19 protein-coding genes are annotated in these 19882 nt (G+C 35.9%); 9 read left to right on the top strand and 10 right to left on the bottom strand.

What is annotated here, in order from left to right; all coding sequences use genetic code 11:
* The first annotated feature begins 2 nt into the window (after positions 1–2).
* From cbiT to cbiE, 5 genes are read left to right on the top strand one after another with little or no spacing between them, the layout of a single operon-like run.
* Positions 3–539: a precorrin-6Y C5,15-methyltransferase (decarboxylating) subunit CbiT gene (cbiT, locus tag CM19_RS03300; RefSeq protein WP_048099041.1), complete on the top strand. Its 537-nt coding sequence runs from the start codon at positions 3–5 to the stop codon at positions 537–539.
* A complete protein-coding gene (locus CM19_RS03295) occupies positions 536–1198 on the top strand; it encodes a cobalt-factor II C(20)-methyltransferase (protein ID WP_048099033.1) in 663 nt (220 codons plus the stop codon). The genes cbiT and CM19_RS03295 overlap by 4 nt, the downstream gene beginning before the upstream one ends.
* Positions 1199–1212: 14 nt before the next feature.
* Positions 1213–1983 (top strand): precorrin-4 C(11)-methyltransferase, encoded by a 771-nt coding sequence (cobM, locus tag CM19_RS03290; protein WP_048099032.1) that lies wholly within the window; start codon positions 1213–1215, stop codon positions 1981–1983.
* Positions 1976–2947: a cobalamin biosynthesis protein gene (locus CM19_RS03285; protein ID WP_048099031.1), complete on the top strand. Its 972-nt coding sequence runs from the start codon at positions 1976–1978 to the stop codon at positions 2945–2947. Before cobM ends, CM19_RS03285 begins: the two co-directional genes overlap by 8 nt.
* Positions 2947–3612, top strand: a complete 666-nt coding sequence (gene cbiE / locus CM19_RS03280) for a precorrin-6y C5,15-methyltransferase (decarboxylating) subunit CbiE (RefSeq protein WP_048099030.1) — start codon at positions 2947–2949, stop codon at positions 3610–3612. Before CM19_RS03285 ends, cbiE begins: the two co-directional genes overlap by 1 nt.
* A 16-nt stretch (positions 3613–3628) precedes the next feature.
* Here cbiE and CM19_RS03275 read toward each other — a convergent pair whose 3' ends face one another.
* From CM19_RS03275 to CM19_RS03265, 3 genes are all read right to left on the bottom strand, one after another.
* Entirely contained in the window at positions 3629–5584 is a 1956-nt protein-coding gene (locus tag CM19_RS03275; protein ID WP_048099029.1) for a GH116 family glycosyl hydrolase, read from the bottom strand.
* Between the two features lie 380 nt (positions 5585–5964).
* A complete protein-coding gene (locus tag CM19_RS03270) occupies positions 5965–6258 on the bottom strand; it encodes an antibiotic biosynthesis monooxygenase family protein (protein WP_048099028.1) in 294 nt (97 codons plus the stop codon).
* A 342-nt stretch (positions 6259–6600) separates the two neighbouring features.
* Positions 6601–7713, bottom strand: coding sequence for a radical SAM/SPASM domain-containing protein (locus CM19_RS03265; protein WP_048099027.1), 1113 nt, complete (start codon positions 7711–7713; stop codon positions 6601–6603).
* A gap of 162 nt (positions 7714–7875) precedes the next feature.
* Here CM19_RS03265 and CM19_RS03260 point away from each other — a divergent pair, with 162 nt between their 5' ends.
* On the top strand, positions 7876–8940 hold the full coding sequence (locus CM19_RS03260) for a TIGR04053 family radical SAM/SPASM domain-containing protein (protein ID WP_235185607.1): 1065 nt from the start codon (positions 7876–7878) through the stop codon (positions 8938–8940).
* A gap of 110 nt (positions 8941–9050) precedes the next feature.
* On the opposite strand, the gene CM19_RS03255 is transcribed toward CM19_RS03260, so the two are convergent.
* Positions 9051–9479: a hypothetical protein gene (locus CM19_RS03255; protein WP_150111366.1), complete on the bottom strand. Its 429-nt coding sequence runs from the start codon at positions 9477–9479 to the stop codon at positions 9051–9053.
* Positions 9480–9618: 139 nt separating this feature from the next.
* Here CM19_RS03255 and CM19_RS03250 point away from each other — a divergent pair, with 139 nt between their 5' ends.
* Positions 9619–12663, top strand: a complete 3045-nt coding sequence (locus CM19_RS03250) for a S41 family peptidase (protein WP_048099024.1) — start codon at positions 9619–9621, stop codon at positions 12661–12663.
* Between the two features lie 351 nt (positions 12664–13014).
* Here the strand turns inward: CM19_RS03250 and CM19_RS03245 are convergent, their stop codons facing one another.
* The 6 genes from CM19_RS03245 to CM19_RS03220 all read right to left on the bottom strand — a co-directional run bounded on the left by CM19_RS03245 (position 13015) and on the right by CM19_RS03220 (position 16998).
* Complete coding sequence (locus CM19_RS03245) at positions 13015–13272, bottom strand: hypothetical protein (RefSeq protein ID WP_048099023.1); 258 nt, start codon at positions 13270–13272, stop codon at positions 13015–13017.
* A 39-nt stretch (positions 13273–13311) separates the two neighbouring features.
* Positions 13312–13722 carry a PaaI family thioesterase gene (locus CM19_RS03240; protein WP_048099022.1) on the bottom strand — a complete coding sequence of 137 codons (411 nt, stop codon included), beginning with the start codon at positions 13720–13722 and terminating at the stop codon, positions 13312–13314.
* A gap of 214 nt (positions 13723–13936) precedes the next feature.
* Positions 13937–15100 carry an acyl-CoA dehydrogenase family protein gene (locus CM19_RS03235; RefSeq protein WP_048099021.1) on the bottom strand — a complete coding sequence of 388 codons (1164 nt, stop codon included), beginning with the start codon at positions 15098–15100 and terminating at the stop codon, positions 13937–13939.
* A gap of 499 nt (positions 15101–15599) precedes the next feature.
* The gene (locus CM19_RS03230; protein WP_048099020.1) at positions 15600–15803 is read right to left on the bottom strand and encodes a hypothetical protein; all 204 of its coding nucleotides are present in this window, start codon (positions 15801–15803) and stop codon (positions 15600–15602) included.
* 45 nt (positions 15804–15848) lie between these two features.
* The gene (locus CM19_RS03225; RefSeq protein WP_048099019.1) at positions 15849–16481 is read right to left on the bottom strand and encodes a nucleotide-binding protein; all 633 of its coding nucleotides are present in this window, start codon (positions 16479–16481) and stop codon (positions 15849–15851) included.
* 46 nt (positions 16482–16527) lie between these two features.
* The gene (locus CM19_RS03220) at positions 16528–16998 is read right to left on the bottom strand and encodes a C2H2-type zinc finger protein (protein WP_150111365.1); all 471 of its coding nucleotides are present in this window, start codon (positions 16996–16998) and stop codon (positions 16528–16530) included.
* 582 nt (positions 16999–17580) lie between these two features.
* Here CM19_RS03220 and CM19_RS03215 point away from each other — a divergent pair.
* A complete protein-coding gene (locus CM19_RS03215) occupies positions 17581–18738 on the top strand; it encodes a family 1 glycosylhydrolase (protein WP_048099017.1) in 1158 nt (385 codons plus the stop codon).
* Positions 18739–19149: 411 nt separating this feature from the next.
* The gene (locus CM19_RS03210) at positions 19150–19857 is read left to right on the top strand and encodes a tyrosine-protein kinase family protein (protein WP_048099016.1); all 708 of its coding nucleotides are present in this window, start codon (positions 19150–19152) and stop codon (positions 19855–19857) included.
* Positions 19858–19882 lie beyond the last annotated feature (25 nt).

Genomic DNA, 19882 nt, shown 5'->3' with positions numbered 1-19882 from the left:
AAATGTTTGTAAGGGAAGAGAAAGTTCCAATGACAAAAGAAGAGATTAGAGCAATAGTAATAAGTAAACTGAGATTAAAAAGAGGGCAGTCATTTCTGGACATAGGATGTGGAACGGGAAGCATTACAGTGGAAGCTGGAATGATTGTAAAAGGGGGAAAGATAATAGCTATAGATAAAGATGAAAAAGCAGTTCGTCTTACTAAGGAGAATGTAGAAAGATCTGGTATTAAAAATGTTGAAGTAATTCACTGTGCAGCACCAGAGTGTCTAAAGGAAATGGGAGGATTTGACAGAGTTTTTGTCGGTGGAGGATCTGAAAAACTAGAGGAAATACTTTCACAAGTTAAAGGAAGGAGAATAGTAGTTGATGCAATACAAATAGAAAGCGCTTATAAGGCTATATCGACTATGGAGAGGTTAGGTTTTAAGGATATAGATGTTACTCAAGTTATAGTAAGTAAAGGTCTTAGAACTTCAACCGGAACTGCAATGATATCGAGAAATCCTGTAATAATAGTTTCAGGTGATTCGCCGTGAAATTATCAGTTGTAGGTTTAGGTCCTGGAGATCCTAAGTTGATCTCAGTAAGAGGTTCAGAAGCCCTTAGAGAAGCTGATGTTGTATTTGTCCCATATTCTTCTGGTACTGGAAGAAGTTTAGCGATTGAAATAGTTAAGGAATATTCTTTAGGGGAGATAGTTTTCCTTGGCTTTCCAATGAGTGAGGAAGTAGATGAAGGAAAACTAAAGGAAATAGGAAATGAAATCTGCACTAAGGCAAAGGCTAGATCGGTCTTTGCTACTCTTGGAGATCCTGTGCTTTACAGCACGTATTTTAGAGTAAAGGATTACATTAATTGTTTTGACCAAGTGGAACTAATTCCTGGAATCTCATCAATCACTGCCTGTTCTTGTAAAGCAGAATTAAACTTAGGTTCTAAGGACGACACAATAGCTATTATCCCTTCTAGCAGAAGAGATGTTATACAGCTAGCGAAGGATAAATTTGACACAATAGTTATAGTAAAGGGAAGCCATGAATTAGACGTGGATGCTAAACTACTATCGGGATATCATATCACTTATGCGAGGCGATGTTACATGACAGGAGAGGTAATAGCTAAATGGAAAGAGGAGAATTACCATAGGGACTACTTCTCCATGATTATAGCAAAAAAAGGTGAGGGAAGACGGTAGGTAAAGTCGTTTTCATAGGATCAGGCCCAGGGGATCCAGAGTTAATAACTGTAAAGGGAAAGCAGTACGTAGAGCAAGCCGATGTAATAATATATGCTGGTTCACTGGTTAACCCAACGATATTAAGCTGGGCTAAACATAACGCTGAGATTCATGATAGTTCTTCATTAACCCTTAACGAAATAGTGGAGATAATGGTCAAGAGCGCAGATGAAGGAAAACTCGTGGCTAGGTTAAAATCTGGAGATGGAGGAATTTATGGAGCTTTACTTGAGGAAATGTGGGCTCTTGAGGCTTCAGGAATTCCGTTTGAGATAGTGCCTGGAATAACTGCCGCTATAGCTGCAGCATCAGTTTTACCTAGCGAGTTAACCATACCAAAGATATCGCAATCCGTTATAATAACGAGGGCATCTTTAAGGGTTCCAATGAAAGGATCGCTAAGGGATTATGCTCATCACGTAAAGGAAGGAGCTACAATGGTGATCTACACTGGCGTGCATATAATAGAGAAGGTAATAGATCAACTGAGGGAAGGGGGACTAGACGATTCTGTACCAGTAGCTGTAGTTTACAGGGCAACATGGACAAATCAAAAGATTGTTAAAGGCACTATAGGAGATATAGTTCAAAAGGTAAAGAAAGAAAAAATATATAGAGATTCTGTAATAATTGTGGGAATATCCGCTAATCCAGATATAGTGAAGAACGAGGTAAGATCTAGCGTTTACGATCCATCGCATAACCACTCATATCGGCCTTGGAAGGTAAAGGAAGATGATTGAAAGGTTTTGGAGAGGAGTGCTAATCTTATCGGTATCAGAAGAAGGATGGAAAACTGCTGAGGACATCAGAGAAAAAATTGAAAAAGAGTTTGAAGTTCCAGTAATTCATTCTAGTTATAATCCAAAAATTTTAGAAAACTACTGGGACTGCATAGACCTAGTGATTTTTATCATGGCTTTGGAAGGATCTATAAGGATCTCTTGTAGATTTGCCAAGTCAAAGGATAAGGATCCAGCAGTAATATCTATCGATGATAGATCTAAATTTGTGATACCAATATTAGGTGGTCATTGGGGATCTAATGACGCTGCTGAAGATATAAGTAGGTTGATTGGTTCTCCTGCTGTTATAACTACTGCATCAGAACTTCAAGGTATCCCGAGCGTTGAAAGAATAGCATCGTTCATAATTGCGAAAGTAGAAAATCCCCAAGAGTTAGCAAAAGTAAATGGAGCTATAGTAAGAGGAGAAAAGGTTTGCTTAAATGGGATCGATTTAAACCTTGGAGATCATTTCATTAAAGGGGATGACTGTAAGTACGTCATTTCAATAGGTAAGGCTAAAGGGGAACATGTAATATTTTTGAGGCCACTAAATGTTGCTGTAGGTATAGGTTCAAAGAGGGAAGTCAACGTTGAAGGTGTATGGAAAGAACTTAGTGCTAGAGTTAAGGAAATGAATATTCAAGACAGAGTAAAAGTTATCGGTTCTGTAAGGGAAGAATTTAAGGAAATTGCACATAGGCTTAAAGCAGAATTTAAGGTATTTAGCTTAGAAGAATTAAAGGGATTTTCATCTCCTTGCATTACACCATCAGGAGAGAAGCTTAAGAGCCTAGGCGTTCCAGGAGTTTCTGAGGCAATTGCACTAACCTTAGGTGGAAAGAGTTCCAGGTTAATATTAAGAAAAGTAAAGGTAGGAAACTATGCTACACTTTCCTTTGCCACAATAGAGGGAGACTAATGATATACTTAGTTGGAGTAGGTCCTGGAGATCCAGAACTTATTACCGACAAGGGAAAGAGACTTATAGAAAGTGCAGATATAGTTGTAGGTTGGGGATCAGTAGTAGAGAGGTTCTCCAACATTATTAAAGGAGATATAGTAAAGTTGGAATACAAGTCAGAAAGAGAACAGCTAGACAACGTTATAGATAAAGGTAGGACTCAGAAAGTAGTTATTCTAGATCACGGAGATCCATCAGTTTCAGATTGGCAATTCATTGAAAAAATAAAGGAAAGATGCAGAATCCGTGACTTACCTCTTGAGATAACACCTGGTGTTTCATCATTGAATTATGCTTTATCTAGAGAAGGTATAGACATGGCAACAATTATCTTCTTCACCCTGCATGTAAGAGGAGATGTTAACAAATATCTGGAACAGGCAGTAGAAATTTCCAGGATCGGAAGAACAATAGCTCTAATTCCAGAACCTTATGCTGACGGCCCATCTAGGGTAGCTAAATACTTCTTAAGTAAGGGGATAAAGTTTAGGGCAGTGGTCTATCAGAGACTAAGTTACCCTGATGAGAAGAGGGAAGAATTTTTAGATGAAGACTTAGCCAACACATTAGAGAAGTTTAGCGATCTTACATTCATGTTTATTTACCCTCTTCAACGTCATTGAATTAGTATATTGTAATCTATAATCCTCCATCTTTTCTCTTCTCCCTTATCTCTCTAGCTATGTGTATTAACCATACATTCATGCTTCCAATATAGGACATTAGTCCAACATATTTTCCGTCTATGGCGTCAATTCTTGAACTCTGATTCCATGGATTAAGAGATCTTATTGTATCCCACTCTCTCTTAGCGATTTCCATTCCTTCACTATCCATTCCCCTTAAGATCATCAGTGCTGACACGGCAAAGGAAACCCTTGGCCAGCAAGATCTCATTTGCCCAGTACTAAGGTCAATTTTGCCATCGGGTAAAGTTGAATTAGTTAAGCAAAAATTTGAGGATCTATAGTTGAGTTCATATATAGATCTTAACGCCTTATCTATCTTTTCTTCCTCGACTATAGGTGGCAAAGAAAGTAATTGACACCAAATCTGCCCAGCTATTTGAGAGTTTATACATGAACTATTTTCTTCTTCATTTCCTCTTCTAGAGTTAATAAAGTACTTGCCATTCCATAAAGAATTCATAGAATAACTAGCCTTCTCGTAAACTTCCCTGTACTTTTTATCAATCTCCTTTCCAAGAATATTTGCCATTGAAAAGAAAGCATTCATTGAACATAGAAACATTGATGCAACGTATGATGATGTGCCATACATATGGGTTCCATCATATGAGTTGTCAAACCCTCCTTTTGAATCAGGGACACCATCGCCATCTCTATCTAGGGATATTAACCAGTCTATAGCTTCCTTTACCTTATCGAAAAGTCGCATCAAAAAATTAGTATCTCCTGTAAATAGATAATCTCTATATATCATCAATATCCATGTTGATGCTAAATCCGTCCAAGGAGATATATAGGATGCTCCATATATTGGATCCTCAATACTCTCTTCTCCAAGATCATGCGGTACCTCCCCTTCTCTTATGAAATTCGCGAAGTATTCGTCCATTTTGAGGACTAAATCTGGGAATAATTTAAGTAAAGCAAACGAAGCTCCGTCCCAAGTAAACGAACCAATTGTATTCATAAGGGGGGCAACGAAAGGAGTTTCATACATTGCTAGTCTTCCATCCTTTGTTAGCCAAGTGTTTGATGTCAATATATAGCTGCTATTCCTAATAGCCTCCTTTAGCCATCCTTCTTCTTCAACATTCCAATCCACATCTAGCCTTTTAACGTTATTTAGAGCGTATTTAGCCACATCTATTGCAGAGTGAAAGAAGTTTTCATAATAGTGGCCGTAAGGGTAGTTATATGGTCTTCCATTTGTATACCAAGATAGAACAAAGTACTTCTCCTTAATAATATCAGTGTAAACTATCCCCATTATTTCTTCTCTGGCATAAGGAAAAATTTCACCCCCACTGTTTTCTTCTCCTTCTATTAATTTGTTAAAAACCGAAATGTCCTCAGTCATTCCTTTCTTTCCTGGGATATAATAAGGATGAAATGCATAAACCTTACAATTTTCGCAGCCTAGAAACATCTCTCCATAAGCAGGATCTGATTGAAGCGACCTCAAGTTCTTGTACTCCACACCATTAATTTGTCCCTTCCAGGAGAAATTTGCCCTTCCATACCTTCTACCTATGATATTTGGAAAAGATATCGCAAATTTTCCTTCTCCTTTAATCTTAAAGAAAATAACTGGCAATGACGAATCCTTTAGATTACCTGGAATAAGAGGTGAAAAAACCTCAACGGAAAAATCTGGAGATGAATATGTAACCCTAGGAAAAAGTGCATCAAATTTAACTTTTTTAGTTATATATTTTGGCGGTTCTTCAATTCTCTCTCCTGGATTGTTTTGTAAAAATATTGGCTGATCATCTAACCTAACTACGTGAAATCCTCTTATATCTAATGGATTTGCCCAATTATTTAATACCGTTACATCTGTTATAGTAAAATCTGGAGTGAAATTCATCTTACCCGTTCCTATTGAACCAATAGGTATACTTAACATAACTGGTATTATAACGATTGAGATGTTATTAACTCTTCTCTAATGAAATATGAATTATTTTATAAAAAAATTATTATTAATAAACACTTATATTTCTTTAGAAGATATTTAGCTTGGCTTCGTATTTCTTTTTAATGTCTCCATTTTTGTTAGATATGCACTAGATTGTCCTTACTACAGTTATATCATCACCCTACTGAAGTGTGCTGTATCGACTAGGAGCTAGATTACGACGTAGTAACGCTACTTTACTACACCAAGTTATGTCCACAATAAACATGATAGGCAATCCAGCTGCGGAGCAGAACTTAAGGCCTTAAAACTTTTGTATTAATTCATCTCTCTTCCGAAGGGGATTCCTGACGCATCCTGCTAATAAATCACGTGTTGACTTGTTGGAAAACTCTGTGGGTTGGTCTACCTTCGATTATTGTTTTTCCATAATCTACTGTAGACTTGTAAGCGTAGGAGGAGATGAACTTCTTAAACGTGTCTAGATCTTCCCACTCGCTATAAATCAAGTACTCTCTAGGTTCCTTTACGTTTTTATAAAGTATAGCGTTCTTAAAGCCAGGATATTCTTTCCTTAGGTAATCTACTACTTTGTCAAACGTCTCTTCAAACTCCTTCTCGTGACCTTCTTTCACCTTATAGTAAAATCCTACGTTTATCATTACTGGTCATGTATTCTTTCCATAAAATAGAAAGAAATATTTATTGTTTATATAAATGAAGGTTAGCGGAATGAAGTCTATGTTGTCCTAAAAAGCGAATAGTCTTCTTGTGAACTACCTCGATCTTTCAGTCGATCCTGCTAGTCTAGGATAATTATCGCCATAAAACTCTTGGGCTTTATCACTTCTGAACAAAGCTCATTATCGCGATCCATTAGCGGGTTAACCCACTAACACCACCGAAGCTGTGGGGAAACCCGCACACTTTAATTCCTCTTGTCCCTTGCTCTTTTGTATTCCCTTTTGAGTCTATAATTTAGGGCAGAGTAGTTCACATACTAGCTAATCTTTTACTTCATTAATGGGACAAAGAGGATCGTCTCCTAAAAGGTCTCCTCCCCAATAATATGCCCTTACTCTGTCGCCTCCCCTACACCAAGCCAAATATTTACACGATGAGCATTTCTTACCATTAATTAAGTTCACAGGATTTGTGAAGATTTCTGGTATATTCCTTATAATTTCCTTCAGATCTTTTTCTCTTACGTTTCCAAGCGGACTAAAGTCAACAAACTGACAAGGATAAACTGTTCCATCAGGGTAAATAGATATCATTTTCCTACCACAACCTCCGCTTTCAGCAACAAAATCAAGATCTTCTTCTCCTTTAGCGAGGTAAATCCCATCAAATGTACCTAGCGTTGTCTCTATTTCTACTCTTCCTTTAAGTTTTTTAGCATAATCTATTAGTTTATCCATAAATTTCTTGTACTGCACAGGTGAATATGCCATATCCTTCAAGTTCTTTCCTCTTCCACTGGCTGAAATATGGTAGAAAGTTATCCTAGAAACTCCTAAACTAAGAGCTAAAGACATATAATCGTCTAAAAGGTCTATATTATCCCTTGTTAAAGTAAATCTTAAGCCTACATCAAGCCCAGCGTTTATGGCGTTTCTTATCCCATTTATAGTCATAGAAAATGCGTTCTTCATCCCCCTAAATTTATCATGCCATGCTGGATCTGGGCTGTCAAGACTAACTCCAACATACATAAAGCCTATTTCCTTTAATTCTTTAGCTATCCTTTCACTAATTAGCGTTCCATTTGTTGATAGGGCAAGCCTTAATCCTTTACTCTTTGCATAGTAAGCTAAAGTTAAGAAATCTCTCCTCATTAATGGCTCTCCACCACTCATGATTAGAAGAGGAGATCCAATATTAGCTATCTGATCTATAATCCTTTTTCCTTCCTCAGTACTCACTATGTCCTCCTTGTCGGGCCCAGCATTTATATAGCAGTGAGCACAATTAAGATTACATTTATAAGTCATATTCCACGTTACAACAGGTCTAAATACCTTGCTAAAACCGCTAGGATTTCCAGGACTATACTCACCTTTAACCTTAAAAGATACTGTTCCTCTACCTGTAACTATTACACTAATTGGAATCATAACGATAGATTTTCCTTAGACAAATTAAAGAAGGTTTACTTATAAATGATGTTAAATTCTTTAACAGGGTAAAACAAACGTCTTTACGTTAAACCGTGTTAATTAAGAAAAAGGCGCATTAAACTATGAATGCAATTTATTACTCTCTTTCAAAATCTACCTATGTTTAGCGATGCTCCACATTTAGTCTTTTGGGAGATGACAAAGGCATGTCCACTTACATGCCTTCATTGCAGAGCAAACTCTCTTACCTCTCGTCTCCCGGATGAACTAACAACAGAAGAGGCTAAGAATTTCCTGAGGGAACTTCCTCCGAGAACTGTAGTTATATTCACTGGAGGAGATCCTCTAATCAGGGACGATTTAATTGAGCTTATCTCGTTTTCAAGATCCTTGGGACTAATACCATCAGTCGCTCCAGCCCCCTCAAAGAGTTTAATTGAAAAAATTGATCTTCTTAAAAAGGCTGGAGCATCTTCCATATCCATAAGCATAGACGGAGCTACATCAGAAACTCACGATAAATTAAGGGGTTATGGAAACTTCAACTATGCAATTCAAAGTGCTAAAAGAGGTGTAGAAGTTGGTCTTGGTGTTCAGATAAATACAGTAATATGGAGAGAATCTTTTACAGAATTACCTAGGATGGTAAAATTACTAAAAGAATTAGGAGTGAAAGTATGGGAAGTCTTTTTCTTAATACCAGTTGGAAGAGGTAAGTATTCGTTAGATATAGATTATTCCAACTATATGGATGTAATTCAGTTTTTAGTAGATGTGACAACTTATGGTATAGCTGTAAGAACAGTAGAGGCACCCTTCTTTAGAAGGGCGTTACTTGAAAGATCTGAAGGAAAAACTTACGAAAGTCCAACTTATATAAAAATGATAAATGAATTACGTTCTCTTCAAGGAAATCCTATAAATCCTCCCCAAAAGTCAACATTACCTACCAGGGACGGATCAGGAATTATATTTATTTCATATAATGGCGACGTCTATCCAAGTGGCTTCCTTCCATTAAGGCTTGGAAACATTAGAGAAAAATCCCTTCTTTCCATATATAGAGAGAATCCAATTTTAAAGAAAATTAGAGAAGAGAAAATGGGAGGAAGATGTGGAAAATGTGAATTCTCGATTATTTGTGGTGGTTCTAGAGCTAGAGCTTACACCTTATCTAAAGATCCATTCGCAGAAGATCCATTATGCCCGTACTTTACAACTTAAAGCCTCGCTCTTTAGAGCGGGGAGGAGGTCAGATAGCGAGATTATGAGATAAAGTTTCTGTATACCTTCACGCTAGATATATAGAGAAAGCATGAAACTATTGATCTACATCATGAATCCTTTAATTCTCCATGAACTTGAAGAGTTTTAACTACTTCTGTACCAACACTTGAATGAACCACCTCAATTATAGATATTTGAAAAGTCTCGCTTGCAGGAATTTGTGACTCTATCTTCTCTAAAACAGTCTGAGGTAATTTAACATAGAAACTATAGGTCTTTGTTCCAGAGAAGTCAACTATACAAATGTTCTCCTTCGTACTATAATTTAAAACTTTGAAGGATACAACAAAAACTTTAAGATAATCATTTAGTATACTTGAAATATTTACCTTTATCTTAACAATAACGTAGTCTAAACTAAGCAATGCAGATATATTAATCCTAGGTCTAATCATATATGAGCTAATGTATGATGCAAAGATAAGAGATAGAACTAATACAATTAATACTAATGGAAACACGATGTCCTTTAGCACATGTCTAAATTAATTATATCCAAATAAATCCTTTCCAAATATTTTTCCTATTAAACTTCTGTAAAGTTCATATTTATTTTATCTTTAATTTAGACTTATGTTTCGATCATCTTAAAAGCTTCAATGGAATAGTCATTGTATGAAAACATACAAGATTTTCCCAGCCATACATAATGATAAAATAGCGTTTACAACTGATGATGACATTTGGATCTCCCAAATTAACGATCCTAAATATGAAAGACTTACTTCAGGATTAGGAGTTGCTATAAGACCTAGATTTAGTCCAGATGGGAAGAACATCGCCTTTACTTTAATCCAACTCAAGGATGGAAAAGGAATTTCAGAAGTTTACGTCATGCCATCATCTGGTGGTGAACCTAAAAGAGTGACTTTTTTTGGTAGACCAACTACATTTGCAGCAGGATGGAGGGATAATAACACTGTTCTAGTTATAACTGACTATCAAACACCTTTTAGTTATTGGACTGAACTTTATGAAGTTAACGTTAACACGAACTCGTTTAAGAGGCTCCCATTTGGAAACGTTTCAAGCGTGTTCTGGAAAGATAACGTAATCATAATAGGTAGGGGTTATCAAGATCTTCCTTTTTGGAAAGGATATAAGGGAGGTAGAAAGGGAGAATTATGGATATCAAAAGATGGAGGAAAGACGTTCTCCAGATTTGTATCGCTTGAAGGTAACGTCTCTTGGCCAATGATAGTGGGGGAGAGAGTTTTTTTCATATCTGAACATGAGGGAATAGGGAATCTTTATTCTGTGGATTTGGAAGGCAAAGATCTGAGGAAACATTCGGATTTCACCAATTTTGGGGCTAGGAACGCAAATTCTGACGGAAAGAGAATAGTGATGCAATCAGGAGGAGAAATTTACCTCTTTGATGGAGAGACTAAACAACTTGAAATTGACGTTCAAACAGACAGAAGGAAAGCCCAACAAAAGTTTGTTGACATAAAGATTGATGATTTTTCCACAAATGGCGATATGATTTCAGTTTCAGTAAGAGGAAGACCATTTCTTCTGAGACCTTGGAGTGGTCCCGCTGTTCAACTTGGAGAAAGGCAAGGAGTAAGATATAAGCTTGTTAGGGTATTAAACGATGGCGGAATAATTGCAGTAAGTGACGAAAGGGGATATGATAGGCTAGTCAGGTTAGACCCAAACAGATCAACAATAATAGATAAGGATTTTGGAAGAATAGAGCAAATCTCTATATCACCTGATGGCAAAAAAGTGTTGATTTCCAACAATAAACTAGAACTTTGGCTTCTGGACTTAGGGAGCTTAACGGAGAAGTTAATTGATTCATCAGAATATGGCATAATTTCTCAGATTTCATGGCACCCAAACAATTCATGGTTTGCCTATTCGTTCCCAGAGTCACCTGGAACTAGTTCTATAAGGATTTGCTCAATAAATGGAAAGCCAGTCAAAGTAACATCCGGGTATTCTATAGATTTCTCTCCTGCGTTTGACCCTGAGGGAAAATACCTTTACTTCCTCTCCTCGAGAAATCTAGATCCGATGCAAGATCCGATATTTCTTAATATGAGTTTTCCAAAGGCTGTTAAACCCTATATTGTACCATTATCAAATTGTTACTCTCCATTTAACCAACCGATTGAAAACATTGAATGTAAGCAAGAAGTGGAGGTTGACGGTATACAGGAAAGAGTTACTCCGTTTCCTCTAGATGGAGATAACTATGTTGCTATAGCTGGAGCGAAAGGCAGAGTATTCATGGCTATAGCTCCGATACAAGGAATGTTGAAGTCAAGAGAAGAGGTAAAAGAAAGGATCGACTTCTTTGACTTTAACACAATGTCAAAGGATGTATTTTTAGACAACGTAAATGCTTTTGTTCTTTCCTTTGATGGTACAAAAATTTTAGTTAAACAGGGAGATTCAATTAGATTTCTAGAAGTATCGTCTAAACCAGAACAGAACGTTCCTCCTAATCCAGATAGAAAAACTGGAGTTATTGATTTAAGTAGAGTTAAACTCATCACGGATCCTCGGATGGAATGGGAACAAATGTTTAATGAGACCTGGAGATTAATGGAAGAGAACTACTGGAGAAAAGATTTTGATAGTATAAACTGGTATAAAATTAAGGAAAAGTATAAGGAACTAATCCATAAAGTAGGGACTAGATATGAACTCTCAGATCTCCTTAAGGAGATGATTGGTGAGACCAGAACATCTCATTCATATGAAATTCCAACTGACTTTGATACACCTATACCATACCCTGTTGGTAGCCTAGGGGCATCGCTCGAATTCAATGGAGAGTGCTATACTATAACTAAAATATTTGAGGGTGATCCAGCTAATGATGGAGAAAAATCACCTCTTAAGGAGGCAGGAGTTAACCTTGAGGAAGGAGACTGTATCATAGCAATAGACGGTGTAAAGCTAGGAGAAAATGTTAATCCCCAATCTCTCCTAGTAAATAAGTCCGGAACCCAAGTAATCCTCTCTGTCATAACAAAGAGCGGTCAGAAAAGAGAAGTAACTGTAAGAACTTTAAACGATGAGAAAAGGATAGTATACAGAGATTGGGTAGAGAAGAACAGGAAATATGTACACCAGAAAACACAAGGCCAAGTAGGATACATTCACATACCTAATATGGGACCTGAGGGTTTTGCAGAGTTTTACAGATCTTTTATATCGGAGTTTTACAAAAGTGGACTGATTATTGACGTTAGATACAATGGAGGAGGTTACATATCTGGTGTTTTGCTTCAAAGACTCCTTATGAGATCAGTGGGATTCATAGTTCCTAGAAATGGAAAGAGTATTCCGTTCCCCGAATACTCTGTACCTAAAGTTACAGTAGCTATAACTAACGAAAATGCTGGATCTGATGGAGATTTATTCTCTTTTATGTTCAAGCAATTTAAGCTTGGGACTTTAATCGGAAAGAGAACATGGGGAGGCGTAGTTGGAATATCTGGAAGACATAAACTTATAGACGGTACAATGGTGTCCCAACCAGAGTTTGCTGTTCACATGTATGATATTGGTCTATGTATAGAAAATCACGGAGTTGAGCCTGACGTAGATGTAGATATTACTCCCCAGGATTACGCTTTAGACAAGGATCCACAACTAGATAAAGCAATAGAAATAGCACTAGCTAATCTCGAAAAGAAGTAAAAGTTATCTTTTTTTTTAAAATATTAGTTAAAAATTTAATTAAATATATATCTTGAAGAGGAAAATTAAACACACGGATGACAGTAGACAGCCCTTATACGTATAAAGCTTATAGATACAATTTTTTCCCTTATCTATATCTTTATTGCTATATCCAAATTGATCCTGATTGACTATTTGGTAAATGATATTAAGCCCATAGAAGGATGGAACTTAAGTTACTACTTTACCCTATTTCTTATTATACAAGGGTTTAGAGATACGAATATGCAAAAGTTGAATTCCTTTTAGTAATGAGCGGATGGTCTATATCATGAAGTTTTCAAACAACCAAAAAAGTAAGTGATTCACTTAATCTTTTTTTCCTCTCTCTCTTTCTTTATTTTCCTTTGCTTCCTTTCTATAGTCTTCTAGCAATCTCTTAACTAACCCAATGACAAGTGAAGGATCTTCTTCTCGAGGGAGAAGGAAAATTGGAGCTGGGGGAATTTCAACTTTCTCTTGAAGCATTAAAAGAATAGCCTGATTAGCCTTCGCTAACGCCTGATCTCCTTTCCCTTGTTTGAGCAGTTCATCAGCCTCTTTTATGAGTTCATCAGCTTTCTGCATAATACAAAACTTAGAAAGCCAAAATAAAAAGGTATATATCTATTCCTTCATCACTTTCTTGTCTCTTATTATATACCACGTACCTATACCTTTGGCTCCCAATTTCCCCTCGGAGTCAACAAAATCTATCTCCACTACTACTGCCGTTCTCCCTTTTCTAATTACCTTTGCCGTGACCTCAAAAGGACCTTTGTACATTGGTTCTAGAAAGTTAACCTTAAGCTCTTGCGTTACTTGATCAATGCCATCATTTACGGAAAGCGTAGCTAGTCCTCCAGCGAAATCAATAGCTGTCATTATCATGCCTCCATTTAGAACATTTCCTCTCCTACATAGTTCTGGTTTATATGGAATTCTTATTTTCGACAAGCCTTTCTCTAAAAGAAGAAGTTCCCCACCTAAGTATGAAAAAACGGGATCATTCTCAAGATTCTTTTGAAGTTCCAACATAGAATAATTTGATTATACCTATGATTTATGTGTTGCTATGTAGTTAATGTTCATGGATTATTTCGCAGAAAAATATATTTATAATGCTGAATTAAACTAGATTTTACCACGCTTATTTAACCTCTTTTTTACTTTGTCCGCAATGAGGTTCATGTGTTCCCTAACCTTAAATTACCCTAAGTAGAAGATGTAGCTTTTCAGTGAGGTGAAGAAGTCACATTAAGATCCTCTTTGATATTATTAATTTCATAACGTTTAGCGCTCCCTCAGCACCTACTAAGTAAGACATTATTCCTCTATAAGCCATTTCGATCATTGCATCCTTAGAGTAACCATAGGCTCCCATCCACATCATCACGCTCTTTACAATGTCAAATGCTACTTGAGGCGCTACTAATTTAGACATTGCTGCAAAAGTTGGAATATCGTCTTTATACTTTTCCTCATGATCTAGCATCCAGGCAGTCTTATAAACTAGCAACCTAGCCATTTCCAATCTAGTTTTAAGTTCAGATGCTTCAAAGGCTATTGATTGAAAATCCTTTAATTTACTTCCAAAGGCCTCTCTCTGTTTAATATAATCTAAACCCATGTCTAATATTGCCTCAGATGATCCTAGGCATGCAGCACCGACTAAAACTCTAGCGTGATTAAATCCATCCATAGAGTAGTAGAAGCCATTGTTCTCCTCTCCTACTAAATATCTTTCTGGAACTTCTACATTGTCATATGTCATAATTCCAGTGGAAATTCCCATTCTTCCCATATTCTCCAACTTGGAGACATTAAGTCCAGGAGAATTTGTCGGAACATATAACATTGATATTCCTTTATGTTTAGCTTGAGGGTTAGTTTTCACTAGGGTTAGATGTCCTCCTCCCATTTCCTTTGCTTCCATAACTCCGCTTACGTACATCTTTTGTCCATTAATAAGATATTTTTTATCTCTCTTCGTGGCTAAAGTCCTTATGTTAGCTATATCGCTTCCGCCAGTAGCTTCGGTAGACGATATTCCTAGAAACCATTTGCCTGAAGTTACATTAGGTAGAACTTCCTTCCTTAACTCTTCATTCCCGTACTTGTCCAAGATATATCCCCATCCGCTTTCCAAGAGGAAAAATACAGCGGTTGCCATAGTGAAGTCTGCCCTACCTATTTCCTCAGACGCTATAGCTGTCATAACAAAGGAGGCGCCTTGTCCTCCGACTTCCTCTGACACAGGCATAGCCCAAATACCATATTTTGAGGAATCTCTTATAAAATCCCTAGGAATTCCAGTATTATCGATTAGTTTAATCTTAGGCCTTAGAGTCTTTTGTAGGTACTCCCTTAGGTTTTCTTGAAATATCCTTTCCTCTTCCGAAAATTCGAAGTCCATGTTTTTTATTATGTTATGAAGCTTATGAAAGTTTCGAGATACTTTTAATTTAGTGTGACGTCTTCCTTCATCGAAATGGGATGCCTTCCGCTCGGAATGAGGTTACGAGCAGCGATCTCACTACCTCACCATACTAAGTTACGTCCTTCAAGGCATAATAGGTGGATCCACTACGGAGCAGAATTTAAAGTGGAAAGGTGATTGTGGAAGTGTTCAAGGATTTTCTGTCTTTTTCTCCTTATTTATAAAATGACATTTCGTTGTTGGGATAGAAAAGAAACAGAGTTTGTTTTTTCTTCTTTTTGATCTTTCTCTATCCCTCTTTTCCTTACGTTCTTAGAAGCGTTAACGCCTCTATCATTTTCGTAACACATCTTAGACATTTAAACACGCATGTCTAGAGGCGCTTCCTTAAGGGATGACCGCACTTAGAGCAAGCGCGCGAAGTGTTGTTTTCGTTGATAACTTGGAGAAAACCACGTGTTGCTTAACCTTATATTCAAGGATTTTTCTTGAGTTCGCCGACCGGCTTATCGTTAAAAAGTGTCCTATTAGCAAAAGGACTGACCATTAACGTCTCTCCAGAGTTCCAATCGCCATTGAAAATTGCGTTCTCGAGGGTTAACATCTTGTTGACATAAATATTCAAAAACTGTTTTTCTACTTTCTCTCTTCTAGAGACTCTCTCCTTAGCTTTCTTCAAATAAGAGGGGCTTTTGATAACACTACATTAGAACGCAACAAAAAATTATAGTTTAATTATGTCATAATATGGTCTTGTCAGTTTTAATATATCGCTAATGCTCCCTTGGAAGGAAATTAGTTCTTCTATAAACGGTATTGTAAGAATACGCTCAAAATTTAATTTATCTATTGAATTAGTAGTATATCCTAGAGGGACCATATTGATTATTAACCAAGAGGGTTTTTCTATTCTACCTATAGAGAAATTAATGTTATTTAAACTACCTGGAGTACTAACGTATACTTTAGTTTCCTTCTCTTTGACAACGGAATGAAATGCTTTGGCTTCTTCTTCTAATTTATCTCTGATTAGACCGGAGGAATCTACTATATAATGATCAAACTGGTTTTCCGATAGGAACTTTTTATAGGCGTTCCAATTACCTTTATCTGCTGATCCAAGCTTGATCAAAGTTATATTTCCTGCCCCTATAGGCATGTCGTAAATATTTTCACGTGAATCTTCATCAACTAATATACCATTTCCTTTTATTTTAGCTAAATTAGATAAATAAGATAACCTATCAGCGTCTATTACTAGAACCTTTAGTTCGTTCTGAGCAAGCTTACTAGCCAAGAGGAGAGAAATTGTAGACTTTCCAGTACCCCCTTTAATTCCTTGAACAGACAGCCTCATAATTGGATAAATAGGGCTACATTTTTATAATCGCATTAAAATCCTTCTAACTATTTTCGATCATTTCCATGATGATTTCGTCCCAATCATGTTCTGAAGACCTTATATGTCTATAAAGTTGAAGAGGTGTGCTAAATGTTTTTCCACAAATTGGGCAAGAATTTCCATATCTTTTCCTTATATATGGTAAAATTACTTCATTTCTAAACTTATTTTTTATTTGTTCTAAATATTTGGCTTGCTCTCCTGCATCTATATATTCAAGTTCTTCTTTAGCTTCTTGTAATACCTCACCTATAATCTCTAGTTCGTCTCTGCAAATAATACCTTTAGTGTAGAGCCCATGAAGTAGTTGCCTCGTACTATAAAACGTTTGTCTCCATTCAGGAGAGCTAACTATCCACTTTTTTTCAAATCCTACAGATAAAACTATTGTAATATCATCTCTTACTAATGTTCTTTGTCTCACCTTCTCAAAACCAATCATCTGTAATGCCTTGAAGACAGTAACTTTCATAGTTAGATCTCTCAAACTTCATTTATAGTATTTTCATAGCTTAGTCTTAGTATTAAACTTTAAAATGGTATAGTCAAATTTCTTTTTCTCCAAAAATATAAGACTAGGCGAGTTACATTTAACCTAAAATTAGTTCTGAATAAGATCTTCATAGAAAGAAAAATATTAAATTCCTGACATGAGGTAAAATTCCCTCTTTAATGCTAGACGCTATCAGTTTAATACATAACATTCAGAACCTATAGCAATAAAAATTTACTTATATGCTCTTTCCATTAAAATTTTTATTCTTCAGAAAATTTTTTATAATTCCTTCAAAATTAGTTATTTTACTATGTTCCATCATGTCGTCAGATGTTGTTAAAGTCTTAGTAAATGACGTTAATTATACCTTAATCTAACGATTTATCATAATTTTGCAACACTTTCCTATGATCCCAGCATTTATAGAAGTCGAGATAGTTATCCATTTAATCCTTTGCTCCGTTAGATAGAATTCATTTATTTTAAAATTTTTTAGTGAGTCTAAAGGAAATAACGGTTTCTAGATAAATGTAAATAATCAGTGCCTTAGATCATTTTATGCTATACGGTTTTTCCGCCTCTGCATTTCAATATGAGGAATTTAACCCTAATAGCGATTGGGGGAAATGGCTTTCAGATCCTACAAACGTAATTCTTGGAAAAGTAAGTGGTTTACCTATAAAGAATTTTTATCTTAAAAATTATGATAAAATCCACGACTTAGCTAGAAAAATTAACGCTAATGCCTGGAGGACTAGTTTGAGTTGGGAAAGGATTATGCCAGTTCACGGAAAAATATCTAGAGAGGCTCTCCTGACGTATAGGAAAATTCTAAAGGATTTAAAGGATAAGGGTTTCACTGTTTTCCTCTGTTTGAATCACTTTGTTCTCCCTCTATGGATTCACGATCCAATAACAGCTAGAGAAAGCTTCTTAGGACAAGGTAGTCTAGGATGGTACTCTAAAGATACAATTAAGGAATTTAAGGAGTTTTCCCTTATTTCCTTTGATGAGTTGTCGGAATACGTCGACTTTTGGTGTACATTTAACGAGCCTAACGCTATGATAAACTTTGGTTATCTTTCTGGAATATTTCCTCCTGGTATAAGTAATCAAAGTGTATCTGAGAAAGTTACTCAAAACGTAATAGATGCACATAATCAAATTTATGATGAATTTCGAAAAAGGGGAACTAAAACAGGAATAGTTTACAATTTTCCAGCTATAGAAGGCGATGAGAGATTGAAAGATATCATGATATGGAAATTTCTCAGCAAAGTAAACATTGATTGGATAGGCGTTAACTATTACTCAAGGTTAAAATTTGAGGATATGCGACCTATTAAAGGATATGGCTTTCTATGTCAAGGGAATAGATCTTTAGATGGATATCCAGTATCAGATTATGGATGGGAAATTTATCCGAGAGGAATAAAGGAAGTTATAGAAGATGCATCAAAATTAGGAAAACCTATATACATAACTGAAAACGGTGTTGCTGACTCTTCAGATTCCTTAAGACCTAAGTTTATCCTTGAGCATTTAGAGTGGATAACTAAATCCAACGCTAAAGTTGAAGGATACCTTCATTGGTCATTAATAGATAACTTCGAATGGAACTTTGGTTATGATTTAAAGTTTGGCGTTTATGATTTTGATATGAAGGAAAAGCCATCTGCTCTTGTATTTAAAGAAGCGACACAGATGTTTGGTTAAGTTATAGATTCCATATCCTGTTATTAAAGCTATGACGTACAAAGGTGAACGAACTATTCTTATTTTTATGTTACGTTATTTTTAAAAGCTTTCTTGATGAGTTAAGGGAACCTAGAAGATAACATGATCGCGGATAATCCCTTAAAGTATATAAACTATTTTAATGGATGATATTTAGTTAAAAGATCTAAGCTTTTCGCTTTTAAACTTGCGCTTATGATGAAACGTAAAATTAAAATCCGAGTTAGCGTTAATATACTCTCTAGTTAATTTATTAATTTTTATCCTAATATGAAAAATATATATTTTTATAATTTAGAATGTAAAAAATACATTTAAATAAATTGTAAATAACTCTTAATTGGGTAAGATTTTTAATCTATATTAACAAATAGATACTTACTAGAAAATATGTTAAGATTTTCAGTAATAGGTGTTAAGGGAGGAGTAGGGAAGTCCACTATAGCATATTATCTATCTAGTGAACTATCTAAATCATATAAAGTCCTTATAGTAGATAGAGATTACAATAGCACTATAAGTAGATCTTTTGGTCTTCGGAATGGACTAGTTAATTACGTTGCAGAAGGTGTTGAAGGTGACTTTATGACTGAAAGGGGGAATTTAAGAATTCTCTCGTTATCCAATTTTCAACCTTCTAGAATTCCTACGCCTAGAGAAATTTCTAAATATTATAGGGAAGCGTTAAGAGATGTAGATGTAGTAGTAACTGATAACCCTCCCACATTTAACGATGACATTTGTAACCTTGAAATGCGAGCATATTGGGACATACTTGGAGAATTTAACTGTAGTGGAATACCGGTAACAACTCCTGGTTTATCTTTGCAGATAACTCTCAGTAGTCTAAATTACTTTCCAGAGGTAGTAAACAGGATTGTGCCTAATCCATACATCACATCACCAGCACTAGTAATAAACATGGTTAGGGAAGACGTAAAAGTGGAAGGATGGCCTGAGGATAAAATAGTTAAGATCCCTTTTAATAAGGACATTCTCTTCAAAGGATTCATGAACGTTCCTCCTCCAAGTGAAATTAACAGGTTAGTGGAAAAAATATCTTTTTTACTTGAGAGGAAAAATTCCATCAAAACGTAAAAAGATCTGCTTTATCTTTTTATAT

This window comes from Candidatus Acidianus copahuensis, from assembly GCF_000632495.1.
In the GTDB taxonomy this organism is placed as follows: domain Archaea; phylum Thermoproteota; class Thermoprotei_A; order Sulfolobales; family Sulfolobaceae; genus Acidianus; species Acidianus copahuensis.
This window is presented reverse-complemented; position numbering and strand designations above follow the sequence as displayed.

Bases quoted from the DNA above. Each gene is read 5' to 3' on its own strand.
- cbiT (WP_048099041.1), top strand. From the start codon at position 3: ATGTTTGTAAGGGAAGAGAAAGTTCCAATGACAAAAGAAGAGATTAGA.
- CM19_RS03285 (WP_048099031.1), top strand. From the start codon at position 1,976: ATGATTGAAAGGTTTTGGAGAGGAGTGCTAATCTTATCGGTATCAGAA.
- cbiE (WP_048099030.1), top strand. From the start codon at position 2,947: ATGATATACTTAGTTGGAGTAGGTCCTGGAGATCCAGAACTTATTACC.
- CM19_RS03275 (WP_048099029.1), bottom strand. From the start codon at position 5,584: ATGTTAAGTATACCTATTGGTTCAATAGGAACGGGTAAGATGAATTTC.
- CM19_RS03270 (WP_048099028.1), bottom strand. From the start codon at position 6,258: ATGATAAACGTAGGATTTTACTATAAGGTGAAAGAAGGTCACGAGAAG.
- CM19_RS03265 (WP_048099027.1), bottom strand. From the start codon at position 7,713: ATGATTCCAATTAGTGTAATAGTTACAGGTAGAGGAACAGTATCTTTT.
- CM19_RS03260 (WP_235185607.1), top strand. From the start codon at position 7,876: ATGTTTAGCGATGCTCCACATTTAGTCTTTTGGGAGATGACAAAGGCA.
- CM19_RS03250 (WP_048099024.1), top strand. From the start codon at position 9,619: ATGAAAACATACAAGATTTTCCCAGCCATACATAATGATAAAATAGCG.
- CM19_RS03245 (WP_048099023.1), bottom strand. From the start codon at position 13,272: ATGCAGAAAGCTGATGAACTCATAAAAGAGGCTGATGAACTGCTCAAA.
- CM19_RS03240 (WP_048099022.1), bottom strand. From the start codon at position 13,722: ATGTTGGAACTTCAAAAGAATCTTGAGAATGATCCCGTTTTTTCATAC.
- CM19_RS03235 (WP_048099021.1), bottom strand. From the start codon at position 15,100: ATGGACTTCGAATTTTCGGAAGAGGAAAGGATATTTCAAGAAAACCTA.
- CM19_RS03225 (WP_048099019.1), bottom strand. From the start codon at position 16,481: ATGAGGCTGTCTGTTCAAGGAATTAAAGGGGGTACTGGAAAGTCTACA.
- CM19_RS03220 (WP_150111365.1), bottom strand. From the start codon at position 16,998: ATGAAAGTTACTGTCTTCAAGGCATTACAGATGATTGGTTTTGAGAAG.
- CM19_RS03215 (WP_048099017.1), top strand. From the start codon at position 17,581: ATGCTATACGGTTTTTCCGCCTCTGCATTTCAATATGAGGAATTTAAC.
- CM19_RS03210 (WP_048099016.1), top strand. From the start codon at position 19,150: ATGTTAAGATTTTCAGTAATAGGTGTTAAGGGAGGAGTAGGGAAGTCC.